Source organism: Flavonifractor sp. An9 (genome assembly GCF_002161245.1).
Classification (GTDB): domain Bacteria; phylum Bacillota; class Clostridia; order Oscillospirales; family Oscillospiraceae; genus Flavonifractor; species Flavonifractor avicola.
In genome coordinates, this window is the sequence record NZ_NFHC01000029.1 from 17,072 (window position 1) to 35,438 (window position 18,367).

Consider the following 18,367-nt stretch of genomic DNA (forward strand, 5'->3'; position numbering starts at 1 on the left):
TAGAGCTCCTTTCAGTAAATGTTGAAATTACAGACCTTTGACCACGCTGGAGGAGGCGTCCATGACCCCGCTCCAGGCTTTGAGAATGTAGAGGTAGGAGTTGCGGGCCTGGGAGATATCGGTGCTGGTGGGAGAGGAGCTGTTGCCCACCCGGTCAAACAGGGCGACGGCCTCCTCCACATCCTCCAACAGATTTTCAGCCAAGGTTTTGACGCCGGACCAATAGGAATTGTCGCCGCAGTTTTCGATGACCTTCTCCACGTCGGACTGGAAGCTGGTGATGCCGTCAATGGAGAACTTGACGTACTGGGCGTCGCCGTAGGGGTTTTCCGAATAGGCGGGAACCTTGCTCATGTACTCCTGCACCGGAGTCAGATGGTTCATACCGCTCTTAAAATGGTCCGTCATCCGATCGCCGATCTCCATGGCCTCCTCCTTCTCCGGGTCCACCTCGGGCTCGGGCTCGGGGGTCTCGGGCTCCACCAGGCCGGGCACGGCCTTGTCGCCGGAGTAGCTGACGAACTCGATGGAGGCGGCCTGGGACAGAGCGGTGGGGTCCACATCGAAGGTCATCTCTACCGCGAAGTCCTGATTGTTGCCCACGCTCTTGGAGCTGTAGTCGGTGTCCAGCAGCTTGCCGCCGGCGTCATACAGATTGATGCGGACGTAGAAGTACTGGGAGCCGCTGCCCACGCTGCCCTGAGCGGTGGCCTCCAGACGGGCCTTGCCGAACTGAAGCTTGCCGCTGGTGAAGGTGAAGTCATTCACCAGGAAGTTGGTGACCGTGCTGCCGGAGCGGTAGACGATGGTCATGGGGCCGTAGTTGTGGTTCAGCTCAGGTACGGAGAAGTTCAGCTTGGTGGAGGCCTTGACGGTCAGGCGGCAGTAGTCGTACCGGCCGTTTTCGGAGGTGGCGGTGATCCGGGCGGAGCCGGGCGCCACAGCGGTGACCTTGCCGCTGGAGTTGACGGTGGCCACGCTGGTGTCGGAGGACTCCCACTCCACGCTGTCGTCGGTGGCGTTGGCGGGATACACCGAGGCGCTGAGGTACTCGCTGTCCCCAACCTCCAGCGTCAGGCTGCTGGGGTCCACGGTGACGCTGGAGACCTTGATCTCAGGGGTGACGGTGACCTTGCAGGTGGCGGTCTTTCCGTTATAGGTGGTGACGGTGATGGTGGCGGTGCCCTCCCGCTTGGCGGTGACGGTGCCGCCGCTGCTGACGGTGGCCACGCTGGTGTTGGAGGAGGACCAGGTGACGCTGTCATTGGTGGCGTCGCTGGGCTTCACCGTGGCGGTCAGGCGGCCGGTGGTGCCCTCCGCCAGACTCATGGTGGACTTGTTCAGGGAGACGCCGGTGACCTCCACGGGGGCGGGGGTGACGGTGACCTTGCAGGTGGCCTTGACCCCGTTGGCGGTGGTGGCGGTGATGGTGGCGGAACCCTTCTTCACGGCGGTGACCTTGCCGTTGTCCACAGTAGCCACGCTGGTGTTGGAGGACTTCCAGGTCACGTTGGTGACGGTGGCGTCAGCGGGGGAGGGGGTGACGGTAAGGGTGGAGGTCTTGCCCTCCTCCAGCGTCAGGCTGGTCTGGTTCATGGTCAGCTTGGTGGCGGGAACCACCTTCATGGTAACGGACTGCCGCAGCTGGGGCATGGCCATGCGGGAGACGATGGCGGCCACCGACGAGCGGGTGATGGTGGACTCGGGGACGAAGGTGCCCTTAGAGTCGCTGCCGGTGAGAATGCCCGCCCGGTAGAGGAGATAGATGTCGTCATAGTTGGCGGAACCGGCGGCCAGATCGGGAATGGTGCCGTCCTCCACCGTGTTTTTCTCCTCCAGGGCCTCCTCAGGCAGAGCCTTGGCCAGAATGGCGGCAAACTGCCGGCGGGTGGCCACTGCGTCATAGTTGGTAAACTGGCCCTGGGTAATGATGCCGTTTTTGAGGGCATAGTCCACATAGACCTGATACCAGGGGTTGCCCTGGATGAAGTTGGCGCCGCCGGTCTCATAGATGCTGTGGAGCCGGCAGGCCAGGGCAATGGCGGAGCCCACGGTAATGTTGCCGTCGGGGGAGAAGGCAACGGAGCTGGTGCCCTTCATCAGACCCAGCTCATAGGCGGTCTTGACGTTTTCCGTGTACCAGGTGCTGGCAGGCACATCGGTAAAAGTACCGGTGGTGTAGGCGGCGCTCTTCTGGAAGTTGGACAGACCCTTGCCTGCGGCCAGAGCAGTGGGACAGAGGGTCATCACCAGCCCCAGGGTCAGCGCCAGGGACAAGATGCGTTTTTTCATACAATCTCTTCCTCCTCTTCAGGGTGCGCTCAGGCCAAACAGGGCGGGGCGCCTCCTCGCCCTGCCCTGCTGGACCTTCTTTCCAATCACAACTATATACTCTTTTTTAAGGTAAAACAATTTGCTGGCTGCATAGTGTTTGTGGAAAGATATCCAGGGAGAAACAGAAAAAACCGCGCAAAGCAGTGGGTTTTTCTGCATTTTGCGCGGCTTGTATGAATTCAATTTTGGAAGATGTTCCGGCTGCTCAGAACTGGGAGAGGGCCTTCCACAGCTTCTTCTGATTGGGCAGCATCTGCCGGGGTGTGGTGCGCCTGGCATAGCGGCTGGCGATCTCCCGCTGCTTGTCGGGGGGAAGGAAGGGCAGCAGGGCCATGGCCCGCCCTTCAAAGGCAGACAGGGAAAAGGCCACGGTGTTGTCTTTGGGGACGGGATAGAAGAGCATCAGCTCCAGGGCCTGGACCGCCAGACGGCAGGCCTCCTCCGCCGGACAGGTCTCCAGCACGGCGGTCAGGGTGGTCAGGCGTTCTGTCATGGCGGCGTCAAACTCCTCTACCGCATAGGACACCCGGGGGTTGCCCTGGGCCCGGAAGAAATTGCCCATGACCTCGCCCACACTGGAGGCCTTGCTCTTCTTCAGCTTCTCGATGAAATCCCGGTAGCAGACCTCCAGGTCCTCCAGAGCCTGGGGGGCGGATACGGGGGTGTGTTCTTCCATGGGGATCCCTCCTTTTTTCCACATTATAGTCGCTGCCGGTGCAAAAAACAAGGTCCCGGCCATAGCCGGGACCTTGTTTCGCGGTTGGAAGGTTCAGCCCTGAGCAGCCACGAAGTCGCGGAACATCTGCTCGGCCTGATCGGCGTTCTCACCGATGAAGAAGAACACATAGCCGTCCTCAATCACGGTGCGGGCGTCCTGAACCTTGGGCAGGTGCTGGGACAGGTACCAGGAGAAGGTGTCCTCCTGGCTCTGACGGTAGGCCTCCAGGGCATCGGTGACCGCCTTCTCATCGGCGTTCTCAGCCAGCTTGCCGATGATGACGGTGTCGGGGCTGGTGATCATGGGGAAGAAGGCCACGATCTGCTCAAACTGGTCCACGGGGATCTTGTAGGCATCGGAGAGCATATCCTCATAGGTGCGGGAGCCGAACATCTCGCTGTTCTCCATGATGGAGTAGGCCAGCTTGACCATGGGGTCGTTGTTGGGGGTGGTGATGTCCACGGCGCCAAAGCTCTCAGCGGTGGGGTCGGCCCAGGTGACGGTGTAGCCGTCCAGCATGGCCAGTACGCTGGCCGGCACATAGGTTACGCCGGCGGTGACTTCAGCCTGGGCCTTCACCTGTTCATCGTTCACCAGAATGGTGTTGTCGGCGAAGTGGACGGTGATCCGGTCCTGGCCGAAGGTGAACCAGGCCTCATTGCCCTCCTGGTCCCAGAACGCGTTGCCGTGGTCGGACTCGGCCACCAGGCGCAGGGGCAGCATGGAGTCGGAGGCGGCAGGCAGAGCGGCGGTGTCCAGCTTCTCACCGTTGAGGGTGATGGAAGTGGTGTAGCCCACCTTGGCGGAGATGAGCACGGGGGTCTCCACAGCCAGGGCGGGGAGAGTCATGGAACCGGCCAGAGTCAGGGCCAGTGCGGCAGCGCCGAATTTTTTCATCGGTAAGGTCCTCCTTGCAAGTTTGTTGTCACAAGGATAGACGGGGCTTTTTGAAAAAGGTTCCCCCAAAAGAGGAAAAATTTTATGGGTCTGTTGCAAAATGTGCAGCTCGTACAAAGACCCGTCATTCCGAGAAAAACGGCCGCCCACCGGGCGGCCGTTTTTCGTGGGAATCCGTCCCTTTTGCCGGGGAAACGGATTGCCACGCCAGTGTGCGCACTGGCTCGCAATGACAGGTTTGTGCAAAACAGCTATTTTGCAACAGGCCCATGTGCCGCTTTCAGCGGCACGGCCATGAAATCAAAGCGCATGGGCCGGGACGGCCCATATGCGCATAAACTTCATGCGCCACAGCCTTTGCTTGTTTTCGTGGTATACTCTTGGCGCATAAAGTTTTATTTCGCCACCGGAGCGAACCGGCCCCGCACCAGTCCGGCCAGGGCTGCCGGGGCTACCTCCACCTGGGCGCCGATCTTCCCGGCGCTGACGGTGATGGTGTCCAGGCCCTCCACGCTCTGGTCAAAGACGGTGGGGAACTGCTTCTTCATGCCCACCGGGGAGCAGCCGCCGTGGACGTAGCCGGTGAGGGGGAGCAGCTGGGCCTGCTTGATCATCTCGATGGATTTCTCCCCCACCGCCTTGGCGGCGGCCTTCAGGTCCAGCTCCTTCAGCACCGGGATGACGAACACATAATATTTCTTGCTGGCCCCCTGGGTCACCAGAGTCTTGCACACGCTGGCCGGGTCCTTGTCAATGAGGGCGGCCACGCTGGCGCCGTCCACCGCCCCATCGGGGTGGGCGTAGTGGTGGGGGGTATAGGGCACCTTCTTCTGATCCAGTACCCGCATTACGTTGGTCTTTTCTTCGGACATGGTTGCATCGCTCCCGTGGTTTGGTATAAGATAGAGACATCTTACTACAACCGAGGAGCGGATGCAAATGTTGTTGGATACCTTAGGAAGCCGTGGGCAGCTGCTGAACATCGCCCAGCGGCTTTTGTCCATTGATAGCCCCAGCGGCTTTACCCAGAATGTGGTGCGGGAAGCGGAGCAGATCGCCCAGGACCACAGCTATGTGACCCGCCGCACCAACAAGGGCAATCTCATCGTGTCGGTGCCCGGCCGGGAGAAGGGCAAGAAGATCGGCCTGTGCGCCCACATCGACACCCTGGGGCTGATGGTGCGTTCCATCACCGCCGACGGAATGCTGATGACCACCAAGGTGGGCGGCCCCATCCTGCCCACCCTGGACGGCGAATACTGCCGCATCTATACCCGGGACGGCAAGGTGTACACCGGTACCATCCTGTCCCTGTCCCCCGCCGCCCACGTCTTTGACGACGCCGCCACCCGGCCCCGGGATGAAAAGAACCTGGCGGTGCGCATCGACGAGAAGGTGAGGAGCAAGGCGGACGTGGAGGCCCTGGGCATCTGCCCCGGGGATTATGTGTGCATTGATCCCAAGACCACCGTCACCGAGAGCGGCTTCCTCAAGTCCCGGTTCATCGACGACAAGGGCAGCGCTGCCTGCCTGCTGGTGCTGCTGCGGCTGATGCACTTTGCCAAGGTACGCCCCCGGTACGACACCGAGGTGTGCTTCACCGTCCATGAGGAGGTGGGCCACGGCGGCGCCACCCTGCCCCAGGTGGACGAGCTGCTGGCGGTGGATATGGGCTGTGTGGGTGACGATCTGAGCTGCACCGAGTATCAGGTGTCCATCTGCGCCAAGGACAACAACGGCCCCTATGACTATGAGATGGTGAGCCGCCTGGTGGAGCTGGCCAAGGCCAACGGTGTGGATTACGCGGTGGATATCTATCCCCACTACGGCTCTGACGTGGCGGTGGCCTGGAAGACCGGCATGGACGCCAAGGGCGCCCTCATCGGTCCCGGCGTCCACGCCTCCCACGGTATGGAGCGGACTCATTTTGACGGCATGAAAGCCACCATTGATCTGGTGAGCCTGTACCTGGAGCTGGGCTGAAAAAAAGAAGTCCGCTCCATCTCCGCCGAAGGCGGGAGCCCGGTAGAATTCATTTCTGCCGGGCGATAAATGAAAATAAACGGGGTCCCCGCGGAACTGTAGTCCCGTGGGGCGCGGACTCATTTTGACGGCATGAAAGCTACCATTGATTTGGTGAGCCTGTATCTGGAGCTGGGCTGAGAAAACAGGCGGGCGGCCTTGTGGGCCGCCCGCCGTTTTTTTCCAAGCCCTTGTCACAGGGAAAGGCATTTGATATAATAAAGGGTAATTTTAATGGGAAAGGACGGTGGCCGCCCATGAAATATAAACAATGGAATCAGGCGGCCAGCGATCCGGCCGCGGTGGCCGCTCTGGAGCGGGCGGGACTGCCCACTCTGGCGGCCATGACCCTGTGCGCCCGGGGGATGGATACCCCGGAGAAGGCCCGTGCCTTTCTGGACGCGGGACGGGGTCAGCTTCAGGACCCCCTGCTGATGAAGGATATGGACCGGGCAGCCGCCCGGGTGGCCCGGGCTCTGGCGGCGGGGGAGACCATTGCGGTCTACGGCGACTATGACGTGGACGGCATCACCTCCACCAGCCTGCTCACCGATTTCCTCCGGCGGGAGGGGGGAGATGTGATCCCCTACATCCCCGACCGGATGGAGGAGGGCTACGGCCTGAACACCGACGCCCTGGACACCCTCCACCAGGCGGGAGTGAGTCTGGTGGTGACGGTGGACTGCGGCATTACCGCCGTGGAGGAGGCCCGCTACGCCACCCGTCTGGGTATGGATCTGGTGATCACCGACCACCACGAGTGCAAGGAGGAACTGCCCGCTGCGCTGGCGGTGGTGGACCCCCACCAGGCCGACTGCCCCTATCCCTTTAAATGTCTGGCCGGCGTGGGGGTGGCCCTCAAGCTGGTGCTGGCCTTGGGTGGGAAGCCCCGGCAGGAGGAACTGCTGAGCCGGTATGCCGATCTGGCGGCCATCGGTACGGTGGCCGACGTGATGAGCCTCACCGGGGAGAACCGCACCATTGTGCGCCTGGGGCTGGAGGCCCTGCGCCACACCGGCCGTCCCGGCCTGAAGGCCCTGCTGCGGCAGGCGGGCCTGGAGGAGCGGCCCCTTAACTCGGTGGCCATCGGCTACACCCTGGCCCCGCGGCTCAACGCCTCGGGCCGGATGGGGTGCGCCTCCCTGGCCGCCGAGCTGCTGCTCACCGCCGATCCCGCCCGGGGAGAGGAACTGGCCATCCAGCTGTGCGAGCTCAACCGGGAGCGGCAGACCATTGAGGCCCAGATTTCCGCCGAGTGCCAGGAGCTGGCCGAGGCCCTGCCGCCGGAGGAGCGCTATGCTCTGGTGCTGGCCGGCGACCACTGGCACCAGGGGGTGGTGGGCATTGTGGCCTCCCGCCTGGCGGAGAAATACTCCTGCCCCGCCTTTATGATCTGCCTCCAGGACGGCAAGGGCAAAGGCTCCTGCCGGTCCTTCGGCGGATTCAACCTGTTTGCCGCCCTGGAGCACTGCGCCCCCCTGCTGGAGGGTTTCGGCGGCCATGAGCTGGCGGCGGGCTTTACCATTCTGGAGGAGAACATCCCCGCCTTCACCGCAGCCATGAACGATTACGTCCGCCAGTGCACCGGCGGCGCCGAGATGGTGTCCACCCTGGATGTGGATTGTCCGGTGGACGATGTGGGTATCCTTACCCTGGAGGGGGTGGAGGGCCTGGACCTGCTGGAGCCCTATGGCTCGGGCAACCCCAAGCCGGTGTTCTCCCTGTCTGGCTGCCTCATCACCGCCCTCAGCGAGGTGGGGGGCGGCCGGCATCTGAAGCTGAAGCTGGCCTCCGGCGGCCGCAGCTTTGACGCTATTTTCTTCTCCGCCACCGCCGCCGAGATGGGGGTGGCCCAGGGAGACCGGGTGGATGTGGCCTTTACCCCCCAGGTCAATGAGTACCGGGGGTGGCGCTCGGTCCAGTTCCAGGTGTGTGACCTGCGTTCTGCCCTGACCCGGGCCCAGGCCGAGCGGGCCCTCTTTGAAAAATTCCGCCGGGGCGAGGAACTGACCCGCCGGGAGGCGGCCGCCCTGCTGCCCACCAGAGAGGAGTTCGTGGTTCTCTGGCGCTATTTGAAGGGCCATGCCGGACAGTCCCCTCTGGAGGAGACCGCCCACCGGCTTGCCCGCAACATCGCCCGCTCCGCCGGACGGCGGGAGACCGTCATGCGTACTCTGGTATGTCTGGAGGTCTTTGACGAGCGGGGACTCATCCAGCTGGAGCATACCACCGACCACCTCCACATCGCCCTGCGGACGGTGGAGGGCAAGGTGGATCTGGATGACAGCTGGATCATGCGCCGGCTGCGGGGCATGAGCGGATAAATTTCCCTTTCATTTTTATTTCGACAGGAGGTGCCCTGTATGGACCCCATCCTGGAGCGTTATCAGGCTCTTGAGGACAAGATTAAAACCTATAACCCGGCGCTGGATACCCAGCGCCTGTTCAGCGCGTTCACCTATGCGGACAATGCCCACTCCGGGCAGCTGCGCAAGGATGGATCGCCCTATATCACCCATCCCCTGGCGGTGGCCGAGATCGTAGCCGAGCTGGAGCTGGATACCGACTCCATCATTGCCGCCCTGCTCCACGACTGTATCGAGGACACCGGTTCCACCCACGAGGAGATCGCCAAGCTCTTCGGGACGGTGGTGGCCGACCTGGTGGAGGGCGTTACCAAACTGACCCGGGTGCAGTATACCTCCAAGGAAGAGGAGCAGATGGAGAACCTGCGCAAGATGCTCATGGCCATGGCCAAGGACATCCGGGTGATCCTGATTAAAATCTGCGACCGGCTTCACAATATGCGCACCATGGAATACCAGTCTCCCAAGAAGCAGAAGGAGAAGGCCCTGGAGACCATGGAGATCTACGCCCCCATCGCCCATCGCTTAGGTATGCAGCGCATCAAGTGGGAACTGGAGGATACCTCCCTGCGCTACCTGGACCCGGTGGGCTACAAAGAGATCTCTGACGAGCTGGCCGCCCGCTCTGCCGCCCACGAGGAGTTTTTGGCCACCGTCCAGCGGCGCATCCAGGAGCGGCTGGACGCCGAGGGCATCCACTGCACCATCTACGGCCGGGTGAAGCACGCCTACTCCATCTACCGGAAGATGTATACCCAGAACAAGACCATGGATGAGATTTTTGATCTCTATGCCTTCCGGGTCATTGTAGATGACATCCCGGAGTGCTACAATGTGCTGGGCGTCATTCACGATCTCTTTAACCCGGTGCTGGGCCGGTTCAAGGACTACATCGGCACGCCCAAGCCAAACGGCTACCAGTCCCTTCATACCACCGTCATTGGCCGGGACGGCATCCCCTTCGAGGTGCAGATCCGCACCTGGGAGATGCACCATACCGCCGAATACGGCATCGCCGCCCACTGGAAGTACAAGCAGGGCATGGCCAACACCAAGCTGGGCACCGAGGAGGCCTTTGAGTGGGTGCGCAAGCTGCTGGAGAGCCAGCAGGACGTGGACGCCGAGGAGTTTGTCCGCACCATGCGGGTGGATCTGTTCTCCGACGAGGTGTTCGTGTTCACCCCCCGGGGTGACGTGATCAACCTGCCCGCCGGGGCTACCCCCATCGACTTTGCCTACAACATCCACTCCGCCGTGGGCAACCACATGACGGGAGCCAAGGTCAACGGACGTATGGTCACTTTCGATACCCCCCTGAAAAACGGCGACATCGTGGAGGTCATCACCTCCAAGTCGGCCCACGGCCCCAGCCGGGACTGGATGAAGATCTGTAAGTCCAACGAGGCCCGCAATAAAATCCGCCAGTGGTTTAAGAAGGAGCGGCGGGAGGAGAACATCGCCACCGGCCGGGCCTCCTTTGAGTCGGAGCTCAAGCACGTGGGCTTGTCTCTGACTGCCATCACCGCCGAGGATGTGCTGCCCTTTATTTTGAAAAAGGTGCGCTTCGGCACCCTGGATGAGCTGTATGCCGCCATCGGCTACGGCGGTATGTCCGCCCAGAAGGCGGTGGTGCGGGTCAAGGACGAGATGACCCGGCTCAACCGGCTCCACGCCGAGCAGGCGGCTGCCGCCGAAAAGACGGCCCAGCAGCAGAATGCCATTTATCCCGCCACCAGCAACCAGCCCACCGTGCCCGTCAAGACCGGCAAGCAGGATCAGAGCGGCATCATTGTGGAGGGCATCGACAACTGCCTGGTGAAGTTCGCCAAGTGCTGTACCCCCGTCCCCGGCGACCCGGTGGTGGGTTTCATTACCCGGGGCTTCGGCGTCTCTGTTCACCGGGCGGACTGCCCCAACGCCGCCCCTGAAAAGCGCAAGCCGGAGGAGGAGGGCCGCTGGATCAAGGTATCCTGGGCCACCGGGGAGCTGGCCACCTACCGCACCTCCCTGGAGATCGCCGCCAAGGATCGGGACGGCCTGACTCTCGATGTGGCCATGGCCCTGTCCACCATGAAGGCCAAGACCACCAGCCTGTCCGCCCGGTCCATGCCCGACGGCTACGCCACCGTCAGCATTGTGCTGGAGGTCAAGAACCACACCGAGCTTACCGCCGTCATCAACAAGCTGGGTCAGATCCAGGGCGTGTACCAGGTGAAACGCGCCGCAGGATAAAAAATAATCTAGGGGCTGCCACAAGGGTCGCCCCTGCGGTACGACCACTGCCTTTTCTCTTGTTGAGGAGAACGAATGATGATTCAGAGAGAGATACTGCAAGAAAACGAGACCCTGGACCGGCTGATCTCCCAGTGCTTTGCGGGCGGAGAGCTGCTCCGGCGGGAGCTGCGGCTCACCGAGGCCCAGGCCGCCTATGTGGCGGGACATTATTGCGCCCAGGTTATTCCCATGGGCGAACATTGGTATGAAATTACCTTCCAGGAGGCATTTTATAATGGCTGCAACTGAATTTGTGCCCGTGCTGTTAGGCTCGGACATCAACGCCTACAGCATGGCCCGGGCCTTCCATGAGGCCTACGGCGTACATTCCGTGGTGTATGGAATGTTCCCCGCCAGCGTGTGCGCCGGCAGCAAGATCATCGACTACCGGGTGCGGGAGCACAACGACCGGGTGGACAAGGTGCTGGAGAACGTCACCGAGGTGGCCAAAGAGCACCCGGACAAGAAGATCCTGGTGCTGGGCTGCGGAGACAACTACCTCAACTCCATCTCCGCCAACCTGCCCAACTACCCGGAAAACGTCATCGCGCCCTATGTGGACCTGTCCATGCTGGAGACCCTGATCCACAAGGAGAAGTTCTACGACCTGTGCGACCAGTACGGCATCGACCATCCGGCCACCTACGTCTACCACAAGGGAGAGGGCCACGGCTTTACCCTGCCCTTCGAGGGCCCCTTTGTGGTCAAGCCCGCCGAGTCGGACACCTACTGGAAGCATCCCTTCCCCACCCAGAAGAAGGCCTACGTCCTCCAGACCCGGGAAGAGGTGGACCAGGTCATCGACGACATCTACAACGCCGGATATGAGGACTCCCTCATCATCCAGGACTTTATCCCCGGTGACGACAGCTATATGCGGGTGGTCACCAACTACTCCGGCGCCGACGGCAAGGTGCGCCTCATGTGCGTGGGCCACGTCCTGCTGGAGGAGCACACCGCCCACGCCATCGGCAACCATGCCGTCATCATCACCGAGCCTGAGCCTGAGCTGTGCGAGAAGCTGAAGGGCTTCCTGGAGGCCATTAAATTTACCGGTTTCTCCAACTTCGACATCAAGTACGACCAGCGGGACGGCAAGTTCAAGGCCTTTGAGATCAACTGCCGCCAGGGCCGGTCTAACTACTATGTCACCGGCGCGGGCTACAACCTGGCCAAGTACCTGGTGGAGGACCGGGTGCTGGGCAAGGACTGTGAGCTGACCATCACGAAAAACCGCCATCTGTGGTGGGTCATTCCCCCCAAGGTGGCCTACGACTATGTGAATCCCAAGTACCACGAGGAGATGAAGGCCCTGGAGAAGGCGGGCGCCGTGGTCAACCCACTGTTCTACAAGCCGGACAACGGCCTGGTGCGTACCCTGCGCATTATGAAGGGTCAGAAGCGGTATGTGGGCTGGTATGCCTCTTGTATGGAGAAAGTCCGATGAGTGAACAGAGATTGGGGATCTTGGGCGGCATGGGGCCCCAGGCCACCCAGGACTTTTATCAGCGGATTCTGGACCGTACCGACGCGGCCAAAGACCAGGAGCACCTGCCTACCCTGATCTGGAGCGACACCTCCATGCCCGACCGCACCGCCGCCATTCTGGGGGGCGATGCGGAGGGCTGCTACCAGCGGCTGCTGGCGGGTGCCCGTCTGCTGGAGGGGGGTGGCTGCACCGTGCTGTCCATTCCCTGCAACACCTCCCACTACTTTGCCGACCGGCTCCAGGGGGATATCTCCATTCCCCTCATCCATATGCCCCGGGAGACCGTGGGAGTGCTGGCGGAGGAGGGGCGGCGCAAGGTGGGCATCCTGGGCACCGACGGCACCATCCGCACCGGTGTGTACCAGAAGGAGTGTACCGCCCGGGGCATTGAGGCCGTCTCCCCGCCGGAGGAGGTCCAGAAGCTGGTGATGAGCATTATCTACGACGAGATCAAGCGGGGGGAAAAGGGCTCCCGGGAGAAATTCGCCGTCATTGACCGCTGGCTCCATCAGGCCGGGTGCGACAGCGCCATTCTGGGCTGCACCGAGCTGTCTGTCTACCGCACCTATCACGGCCTGCCCGACCACTATCTGGACGCCATGGACGTGCTGGCTCAGCGGTGTATCACCGCCTGCGGCTACAAGCTGCGGATGGTATAAGCAATGGGCCGATGGAGACATCGGCCCGATCAGTTTCTGGTGGTGAATGACTATGACCGATTTCCGCCGCCCTCTGGGCGACTATGTGCAGCTGCTGCTGCGCCATGACCTGCTGTCCGACAAGGGACCCATCCCCGCTGATCTGACTGCCCCCGTGGCTCTGGTGTCCTGTGACTCCCAGGTGGTGATCCCCCGCACCCTCTTTATTTGCAAAGGGGCCAAGTTCAAGGAGGACTACCTGCGCCAGGCCATGGACAAGGGGGCCTTCGTGTATGTCAGCGAGACTCCCTATCCCAACGTGCCCCTGCCCTGCCTGCGGGTGACCGACATCCGGCAGGCCATGGGTCTGCTGGCCGATCTGGCCTACGGCCACCCCTCCGGTAAGCTGACCATCACCGGCATCACCGGCACCAAGGGCAAGACCACCACGGCCTACTATATCAAGTCCATCGTGGACACCTGGCTGGCTGCCCAGGGCCACCGGGAGAGCGCCCTGCTCTCCACCATCGTCACCGACGACGGCCTGGAGCGCAAGCCCGCCAAGCTGACCACCCCGGAGCCCCTGGATCTCCAGCGCCACCTGTCCAATGCTGTCACCGCCGGGGCAGACTACCTCACCATGGAGGTGTCCTCTCAGGCTCTGAAGTATGGCCGGGTCATCGGGGTGGACCTGTCCTGCGCCGTGTTCCTCAACATCGGCGAGGACCACATCTCCCCGGTAGAGCACCCCGATCTGGAGGACTATCTCCAATCCAAACTGTTGATTTTCCGGCAGGCGAAAACCGCCTGTATTTCCATGGACTGCGATCACGCCCCTGAGGTGGCCCAGGCTGCCGCCCGGTGTGAGAAGATCATTACCTTCTCCCAGAAGGACCCCGCCGCCGTGGTGTACGGCACCAACGTCCGCAAGGAGGGGAACAAGATCGCCTTCCACGTCCGCACCCCCCGGTATGAAGGGGAGATGGCCATCTCCACCCCCGGCCTGTTTAACGTGGAGAACGCCCTGGCCGCCGTGGCGGTGGCCGAGGCCTACGGCATCTCCCGGGAGGCGGTGGAGGAGGGCCTGGAGAAGGCCTTCGTCCCCGGCCGCATGGAGCACTATGTCAGCGCCGACAACCAGATCTCGGTCATTGTGGACTATTCCCACAACGGCATGAGTTTGCAGAACGCCCTGCGGTCCGTCCGGGCGGAGTACCCCGATCGCCAGCTGACGGTCCTCTTCGGCTGCACCGGCGGCAAGGGCATCGACCGCCGGGAGGGCATGGGCAACGCCGCCGGTGAGTGGGCCCACCGGATCATCCTCACCGAGGACGACCCCGGCCCCGAGGAGGTGGAGGACATCTGCGCCGACATCGGCGTGTTCCTCAAGCGGTGGAATAAGGACTACACCGTCATCCCCGACCGGGAGCAGGCTGTGGAGGCCGCCATCCTGGAGGCCCAGCGTCCCGCCGTGGTGCTGCTGGCGGGCAAGGGCTGCGAGGAGGCCCAGAAGCGGAAGAACGGCCCCGAGCCCTGTATCCCCGACGGAGTGCTGGCCCGGCAGGCTTTGGACAAGTACGACCGTGACCATGCTGAATGAGGCTTTTGCCGCCGCGGGCGCCGCCGCCTGGGGCGGCTTGCCGTTTTCAGAACTGGCGGCGGATATGACAGAGGCGGCGGTGGAAAAGGCGACGGCGCTGTGTCCCAACCCCCGTACCGTGCTGGTGGCTGCCTTCCCCTACTACGCCGGGGACCGGCCTGGCAACCTGTCTCTCTACGCCCGTGGGCGGGATTATCATCAGGTGGTCACCGAAAAGCTGAATACGATCTGTGATATTTTGAGAGAAAAATACGAAAATGGGGTCTTTTTGCCCGCTGCCGACAATTCCCCCCTGCCGGAACGGCAGGCTGCCTGGCGATGCGGTATCGGCCTGCGGGGGAAGAACGGGCTGGTGATTTTACCCCCCTACGGCAGCTATGTGTTCCTGGGTACCATACTCACTGACGTGGCGCTGGACCTGGAGCCCCGTACGGCCTCCCTCGATTGCGTGGGCTGCGGCAAGTGCCTGGCCGCCTGTCCCGGCGGCGCCCTGGGAGAAGATGGGGTAAATCTGTCCCGCTGCCTGTCCGGCCTGACCCAGAAGAAAGGAGAACTGACTGGGGAGGAGGAGGCGCTGGTGAAGGCCCATCCCCTGATCTGGGGGTGCGACTGCTGTCAGCAGGCGTGTCCTTATAACGCCTCTCCCGAGTTGTCTCCTTTACCCGAGTTCCGGGAGGGACTGGTGGATGTGCTGGACGGGGCCGATCTGGAGGGACAGACCAACCGGAGCTTTCGGGAGCAGTATGGCGGCCGGGCCTTTGCCTGGCGTGGGCCCGCCCCCCTGCGGCGCAACCTGGAATTGAAAAAGAGTATGTAACAATCCCCCCGCTCCGGAAGTTCCGGAGCGGGGGGACTCAGTGTGTCGAAGTTTTTCGACACGCTTCTCAAAAATGCAAGCATTTTTGAGAGGGAATGCAGGCCGCCGCGCGCATGGCCCCAAGGGCCACACACTTGCGGCCTGAGAAGGGTGTTTTCCGACGTACACGCCGCCGGAAAACACAATTTTGACCCATTTCCGTCCTCTGCGGACGGCGGAACTCTGCGAGGCTCCTGCAGCAAAAATCGCAGAAATACATTTTATCGATAGACTAAATCCCCCCGCTCCGGAAGTTCCGGAGCGGGGGGATTGTTATTATCGGGGTGAAATGGGCTTCAGACTGCGGGCCAGCAGGTCGTCCATATAGCGGCACAGGGTTTGATCGGGGATATCGGGGCATTCCATGGTGATATGGGTATATAGTCCAATCAGGGCGGAGGAGAACATCACGCCCTGGATCACCGCATCCAGCTCGTTGACGTTGCGCTGCTCCAGCTTGCGGCGGAGGCTCTTCACAATGTCTTTTTTCCAGCGGTACACAAACATAGGATCTCCGCGGTTGCTCAGCAGGACCCGGTACCAGTCTAGGTTTTCCCGGATATGCGTAATGGTGCGCAGGGCGGTGTCGGTGGCGCTGCTGTGGTCCATGATGTCGGGCAGATTACGGCAGATTTCCCACAGGGCGGAGAGCAGCCGGTCCTCCACACCCTGCAATACTGCAAATTTATCCTCAAAATAAAGGTAAAAAGTGGAGCGGGCTATACCGCATACTTGGCAGATGCCGGCAATGCTTACGCCGTCGATACCGTCCCGCTGGTAAATTTCCAGAAAGGCGGATTCAATATCCTGAATAGTGTGCTGGCGGTTCAGCGTCCTGCGGGGGGGCATATCCATCAACTGCCTCTCATTAGAAATCAAAGAAGGTTTGCGGATCTGCTGCAAAATAGGGGGTACTTTGCTTAAATTATTATTATATTTGACCAAGAATAAAATTGCAACAAAAAATCGGAGGGGAATGGACACTTTGCCTCCGTTTGTTCAGTTACTGTACGGTAGATTTTTGTGTGATGTGTATAAATAGAGGTAGTTTATGCTATCTTTTTCACACAGAACAAACAGAAAAAGGAGGAGTTGTTATGAGCCAAAGACCTGTTCTTACCCCGGAGGAGCGGGCGCTGTCTTACGCCAAGTACTATGATCTGCCCATTACTCCCATTCCCCAGGAGAAACTTGCCATCTTGGAGGGCGGCCCTATTGATCCCTCTCTGGCCCTGAAGATTGAGGATCGCAACGATTTGTTCCTGCCTGGCTATCTGCCCTGTGAGACCGGTTACTGTGTGATGCCAAACGGTACCGGCTATCTGGCCAACCGCACTGAGATGCCCGGCGTCACTCCTGAGATGTTTGAGTGGTGGTTTGCCTGGCACGGCCTGAACGATATGCGCTACCGCATCTGGGACCCGGAGGACCACTTCTACGCCCGTCAGCAGAATCCGGACAAGGTGCTGGACCCCAGCGTGCCTATGCGGGAAAAAACTTGGGGCACCGTTCACCATGTATTGGAGGACATAGGAGGCGGTCCCGACGAGCTGATCCTGAACTTCCGCTATCCCCATGAGCTGGGATACGACGAGTCCAAAGTTGGTACCCCCGCCTGCGCCACTATGATGTGCGCCAACGGCCATGGACCGGTACCCGGCCAGGGTGTGGCCGCCATCATGACCCACATGGTTAGGGAGATCGAAGGCGGGATCGAGCTGCGTTCCCGCTTCTGGATCGGCTACGGCCTGGTGGACGGCCAGGTGGTCAAGCTGCTGCCCGACGGCGTCAGCGTGCCCCCGGTGGTGCCCATGGGCCTGTTTGCCCATAATCTGAAGGAATTCGGCCATCTGGCCGCCATCCTGCCCTCCCTCTACGCCGAAGAGAAAGACCGCTGGTAAGCGGAACAGACGGAAAAGGAGAAGAATTATGTGTAAGAAAAAAGATTTTCCTGTAGTAATGAATGTATTTCTGGCCTTTTTCATTACCCTGGCGGTGACCATCTTCAACCTGGCAGTCAACAATAACCTGAATGTTCCCGCCTTGGTGGTTGGTATGGTTTACGGTTTCTGCCTGAATCTGACGCTGGAGACGCTCATTGACCTGCCTGCCTTTGGCAATTTCTTTGTCAAGGCCTTTCACCTGAAAATGGAAAGTATCGGAGCATACTTTGTGCGGATCTTTTTCATCGTGCTGCTGCTGGTGCTGCTGATGAGCTCCATCCTGATGTTCTGTGAAGTGGGCTTTCTGCTGGGTACGGGGTTCTTTGGTTTTTGGATCACCAAAGTGCCCGCTATCTTCCTGGTGGCCTATATAACCGCGCTGATCTTCTTCCCCCTGTGTATCAAGGGCGCCCAGGCGCTGTGCACCCGGGACTGAACTGCATACATAACCGTCAGCCCCTCCGTTCGGTACGGAGGGGCTGCTTTTGTCCATAAAGCTCTCCGGCAGGCGGAGGAGACGTTGGAACGGCTTGCCTGCCCGCTCCGATACCGGAGGCGGGCAGCCGCTGTGGGTGGCCTGGTCCGCCTTGTCTGACTGAATGGTATCGCCAATGCCCCAGGGTTAGCGGTCTCCTTCAGTGGTGGACATCTTGTCCAGAGGGGGACAGACCACGTTCTTGGCAACAACAAGGGCGCGCTGCTGATGCAGCGCGCCCTTGCCGGCATGGATCTTTACTTCTGCAGACCCTGCGCAAAGTTCATGAAGATCTGCGCCACTTCCGCGCGGGTGGCGGTGCCGGTGGGATCCAGAACGTTGCCGCCCTTGCCGGACAGCAGCTTGGAGCCTACCGCCCACTCCATGGCCTCAGCGGCCCAGGAGGAGGTCTTAGCGCCATCGGCGAAGGTGGTCAGGTCGCCCTTGGCGGACACATCGTAGCCCTTGCTCTCAGCATAGCGGTACAGAATGGTAGCCAGCTGCTCGCGGGTTACGGTGTCGTTGGGGGCAAACACAGTGTCGCTGTAGCCCTTGACAATGCCCTTGGAGGCAGCCCAGTTCACAGCGTTGGTGTACCACACGCCGCTCTCCACGTCGGTGAAGGACAGGGTGGCATCGGTCTCGGGCTGGCCCTCCAGCCGCCACAGGATGGTGACGACCATGGCCCGGTTGGTGGTCATGAGGGGGGCGAAGGTGGTGGAGGAGGTACCGTCCATCAGCTTGTTGTCGTAGAC

16 protein-coding genes are annotated in these 18,367 nt (G+C 61.2%); 10 read left to right on the top strand and 6 right to left on the bottom strand.

All coding sequences use genetic code 11. The features are described from left to right. Nucleotides 1-27: 27 nt before the first annotated feature. The 4 genes from B5G40_RS14715 to ybaK all read right to left on the bottom strand — a co-directional run bounded on the left by B5G40_RS14715 (nt 28) and on the right by ybaK (nt 4,821). On the bottom strand, nt 28-2,292 hold the full coding sequence (locus tag B5G40_RS14715; protein ID WP_087400343.1) for an Ig-like domain-containing protein: 2,265 nt from the start codon (nt 2,290-2,292) through the stop codon (nt 28-30). A 247-nt stretch (nt 2,293-2,539) separates the two neighbouring features. Then, entirely contained in the window at nt 2,540-3,010 is a 471-nt protein-coding gene (locus B5G40_RS14720) for a hypothetical protein (RefSeq protein ID WP_087331244.1), read from the bottom strand. Between the two features lie 93 nt (nt 3,011-3,103). Next, nucleotides 3,104-3,949: a DUF4358 domain-containing protein gene (locus B5G40_RS14725; RefSeq protein WP_087400346.1), complete on the bottom strand. Its 846-nt coding sequence runs from the start codon at nt 3,947-3,949 to the stop codon at nt 3,104-3,106. Between the two features lie 395 nt (nt 3,950-4,344). Beyond that, nucleotides 4,345-4,821: a Cys-tRNA(Pro) deacylase gene (gene ybaK, locus B5G40_RS14730; RefSeq protein ID WP_087330717.1), complete on the bottom strand. Its 477-nt coding sequence runs from the start codon at nt 4,819-4,821 to the stop codon at nt 4,345-4,347. A 67-nt stretch (nt 4,822-4,888) separates the two neighbouring features. Between ybaK and B5G40_RS14735 the strand changes: the two genes are divergently transcribed. From B5G40_RS14735 to B5G40_RS14770, 8 genes are all read left to right on the top strand, one after another. Then, nucleotides 4,889-5,932 carry a M42 family metallopeptidase gene (locus B5G40_RS14735; protein ID WP_087400348.1) on the top strand — a complete coding sequence of 348 codons (1,044 nt, stop codon included), beginning with the start codon at nt 4,889-4,891 and terminating at the stop codon, nt 5,930-5,932. A gap of 296 nt (nt 5,933-6,228) precedes the next feature. Then, the gene (gene recJ, locus B5G40_RS14740; protein ID WP_087400350.1) at nt 6,229-8,295 is read left to right on the top strand and encodes a single-stranded-DNA-specific exonuclease RecJ; all 2,067 of its coding nucleotides are present in this window, start codon (nt 6,229-6,231) and stop codon (nt 8,293-8,295) included. Nucleotides 8,296-8,334: 39 nt separating this feature from the next. Next, nucleotides 8,335-10,569: a RelA/SpoT family protein gene (locus B5G40_RS14745; protein WP_087400352.1), complete on the top strand. Its 2,235-nt coding sequence runs from the start codon at nt 8,335-8,337 to the stop codon at nt 10,567-10,569. 78 nt (nt 10,570-10,647) lie between these two features. After that, entirely contained in the window at nt 10,648-10,860 is a 213-nt protein-coding gene (locus B5G40_RS14750) for a hypothetical protein (protein WP_087188449.1), read from the top strand. Then, nucleotides 10,847-12,058, top strand: a complete 1,212-nt coding sequence (locus B5G40_RS14755; protein ID WP_087330725.1) for an ATP-grasp domain-containing protein — start codon at nt 10,847-10,849, stop codon at nt 12,056-12,058. The genes B5G40_RS14750 and B5G40_RS14755 overlap by 14 nt, the downstream gene beginning before the upstream one ends. Then, nucleotides 12,055-12,759, top strand: coding sequence for an aspartate/glutamate racemase family protein (locus B5G40_RS14760; protein WP_087330727.1), 705 nt, complete (start codon nt 12,055-12,057; stop codon nt 12,757-12,759). Before B5G40_RS14755 ends, B5G40_RS14760 begins: the two co-directional genes overlap by 4 nt. A 52-nt stretch (nt 12,760-12,811) precedes the next feature. Continuing rightward, nucleotides 12,812-14,338, top strand: a complete 1,527-nt coding sequence (murE, locus tag B5G40_RS14765) for a Mur ligase family protein (RefSeq protein WP_087400354.1) — start codon at nt 12,812-12,814, stop codon at nt 14,336-14,338. Further along, complete coding sequence (locus tag B5G40_RS14770) at nt 14,328-15,155, top strand: epoxyqueuosine reductase (protein WP_087400361.1); 828 nt, start codon at nt 14,328-14,330, stop codon at nt 15,153-15,155. Before murE ends, B5G40_RS14770 begins: the two co-directional genes overlap by 11 nt. Nucleotides 15,156-15,470: 315 nt before the next feature. On the opposite strand, the gene B5G40_RS14775 is transcribed toward B5G40_RS14770, so the two are convergent. Further along, nucleotides 15,471-16,049: a TetR/AcrR family transcriptional regulator gene (locus B5G40_RS14775; RefSeq protein WP_087400356.1), complete on the bottom strand. Its 579-nt coding sequence runs from the start codon at nt 16,047-16,049 to the stop codon at nt 15,471-15,473. Nucleotides 16,050-16,291: 242 nt separating this feature from the next. Here B5G40_RS14775 and B5G40_RS14780 point away from each other — a divergent pair, with 242 nt between their 5' ends. Next, nucleotides 16,292-17,095: a DAPG hydrolase family protein gene (locus tag B5G40_RS14780; RefSeq protein WP_087400358.1), complete on the top strand. Its 804-nt coding sequence runs from the start codon at nt 16,292-16,294 to the stop codon at nt 17,093-17,095. A gap of 58 nt (nt 17,096-17,153) precedes the next feature. Continuing rightward, entirely contained in the window at nt 17,154-17,573 is a 420-nt protein-coding gene (locus tag B5G40_RS14785) for a hypothetical protein (protein WP_242959453.1), read from the top strand. 296 nt (nt 17,574-17,869) lie between these two features. Here B5G40_RS14785 and B5G40_RS14790 read toward each other — a convergent pair. After that, nucleotides 17,870-18,367, bottom strand: a 498-nt coding sequence (locus tag B5G40_RS14790) for an S-layer homology domain-containing protein (RefSeq protein WP_143383438.1), incomplete at its 5' end; no start/stop codon positions are given.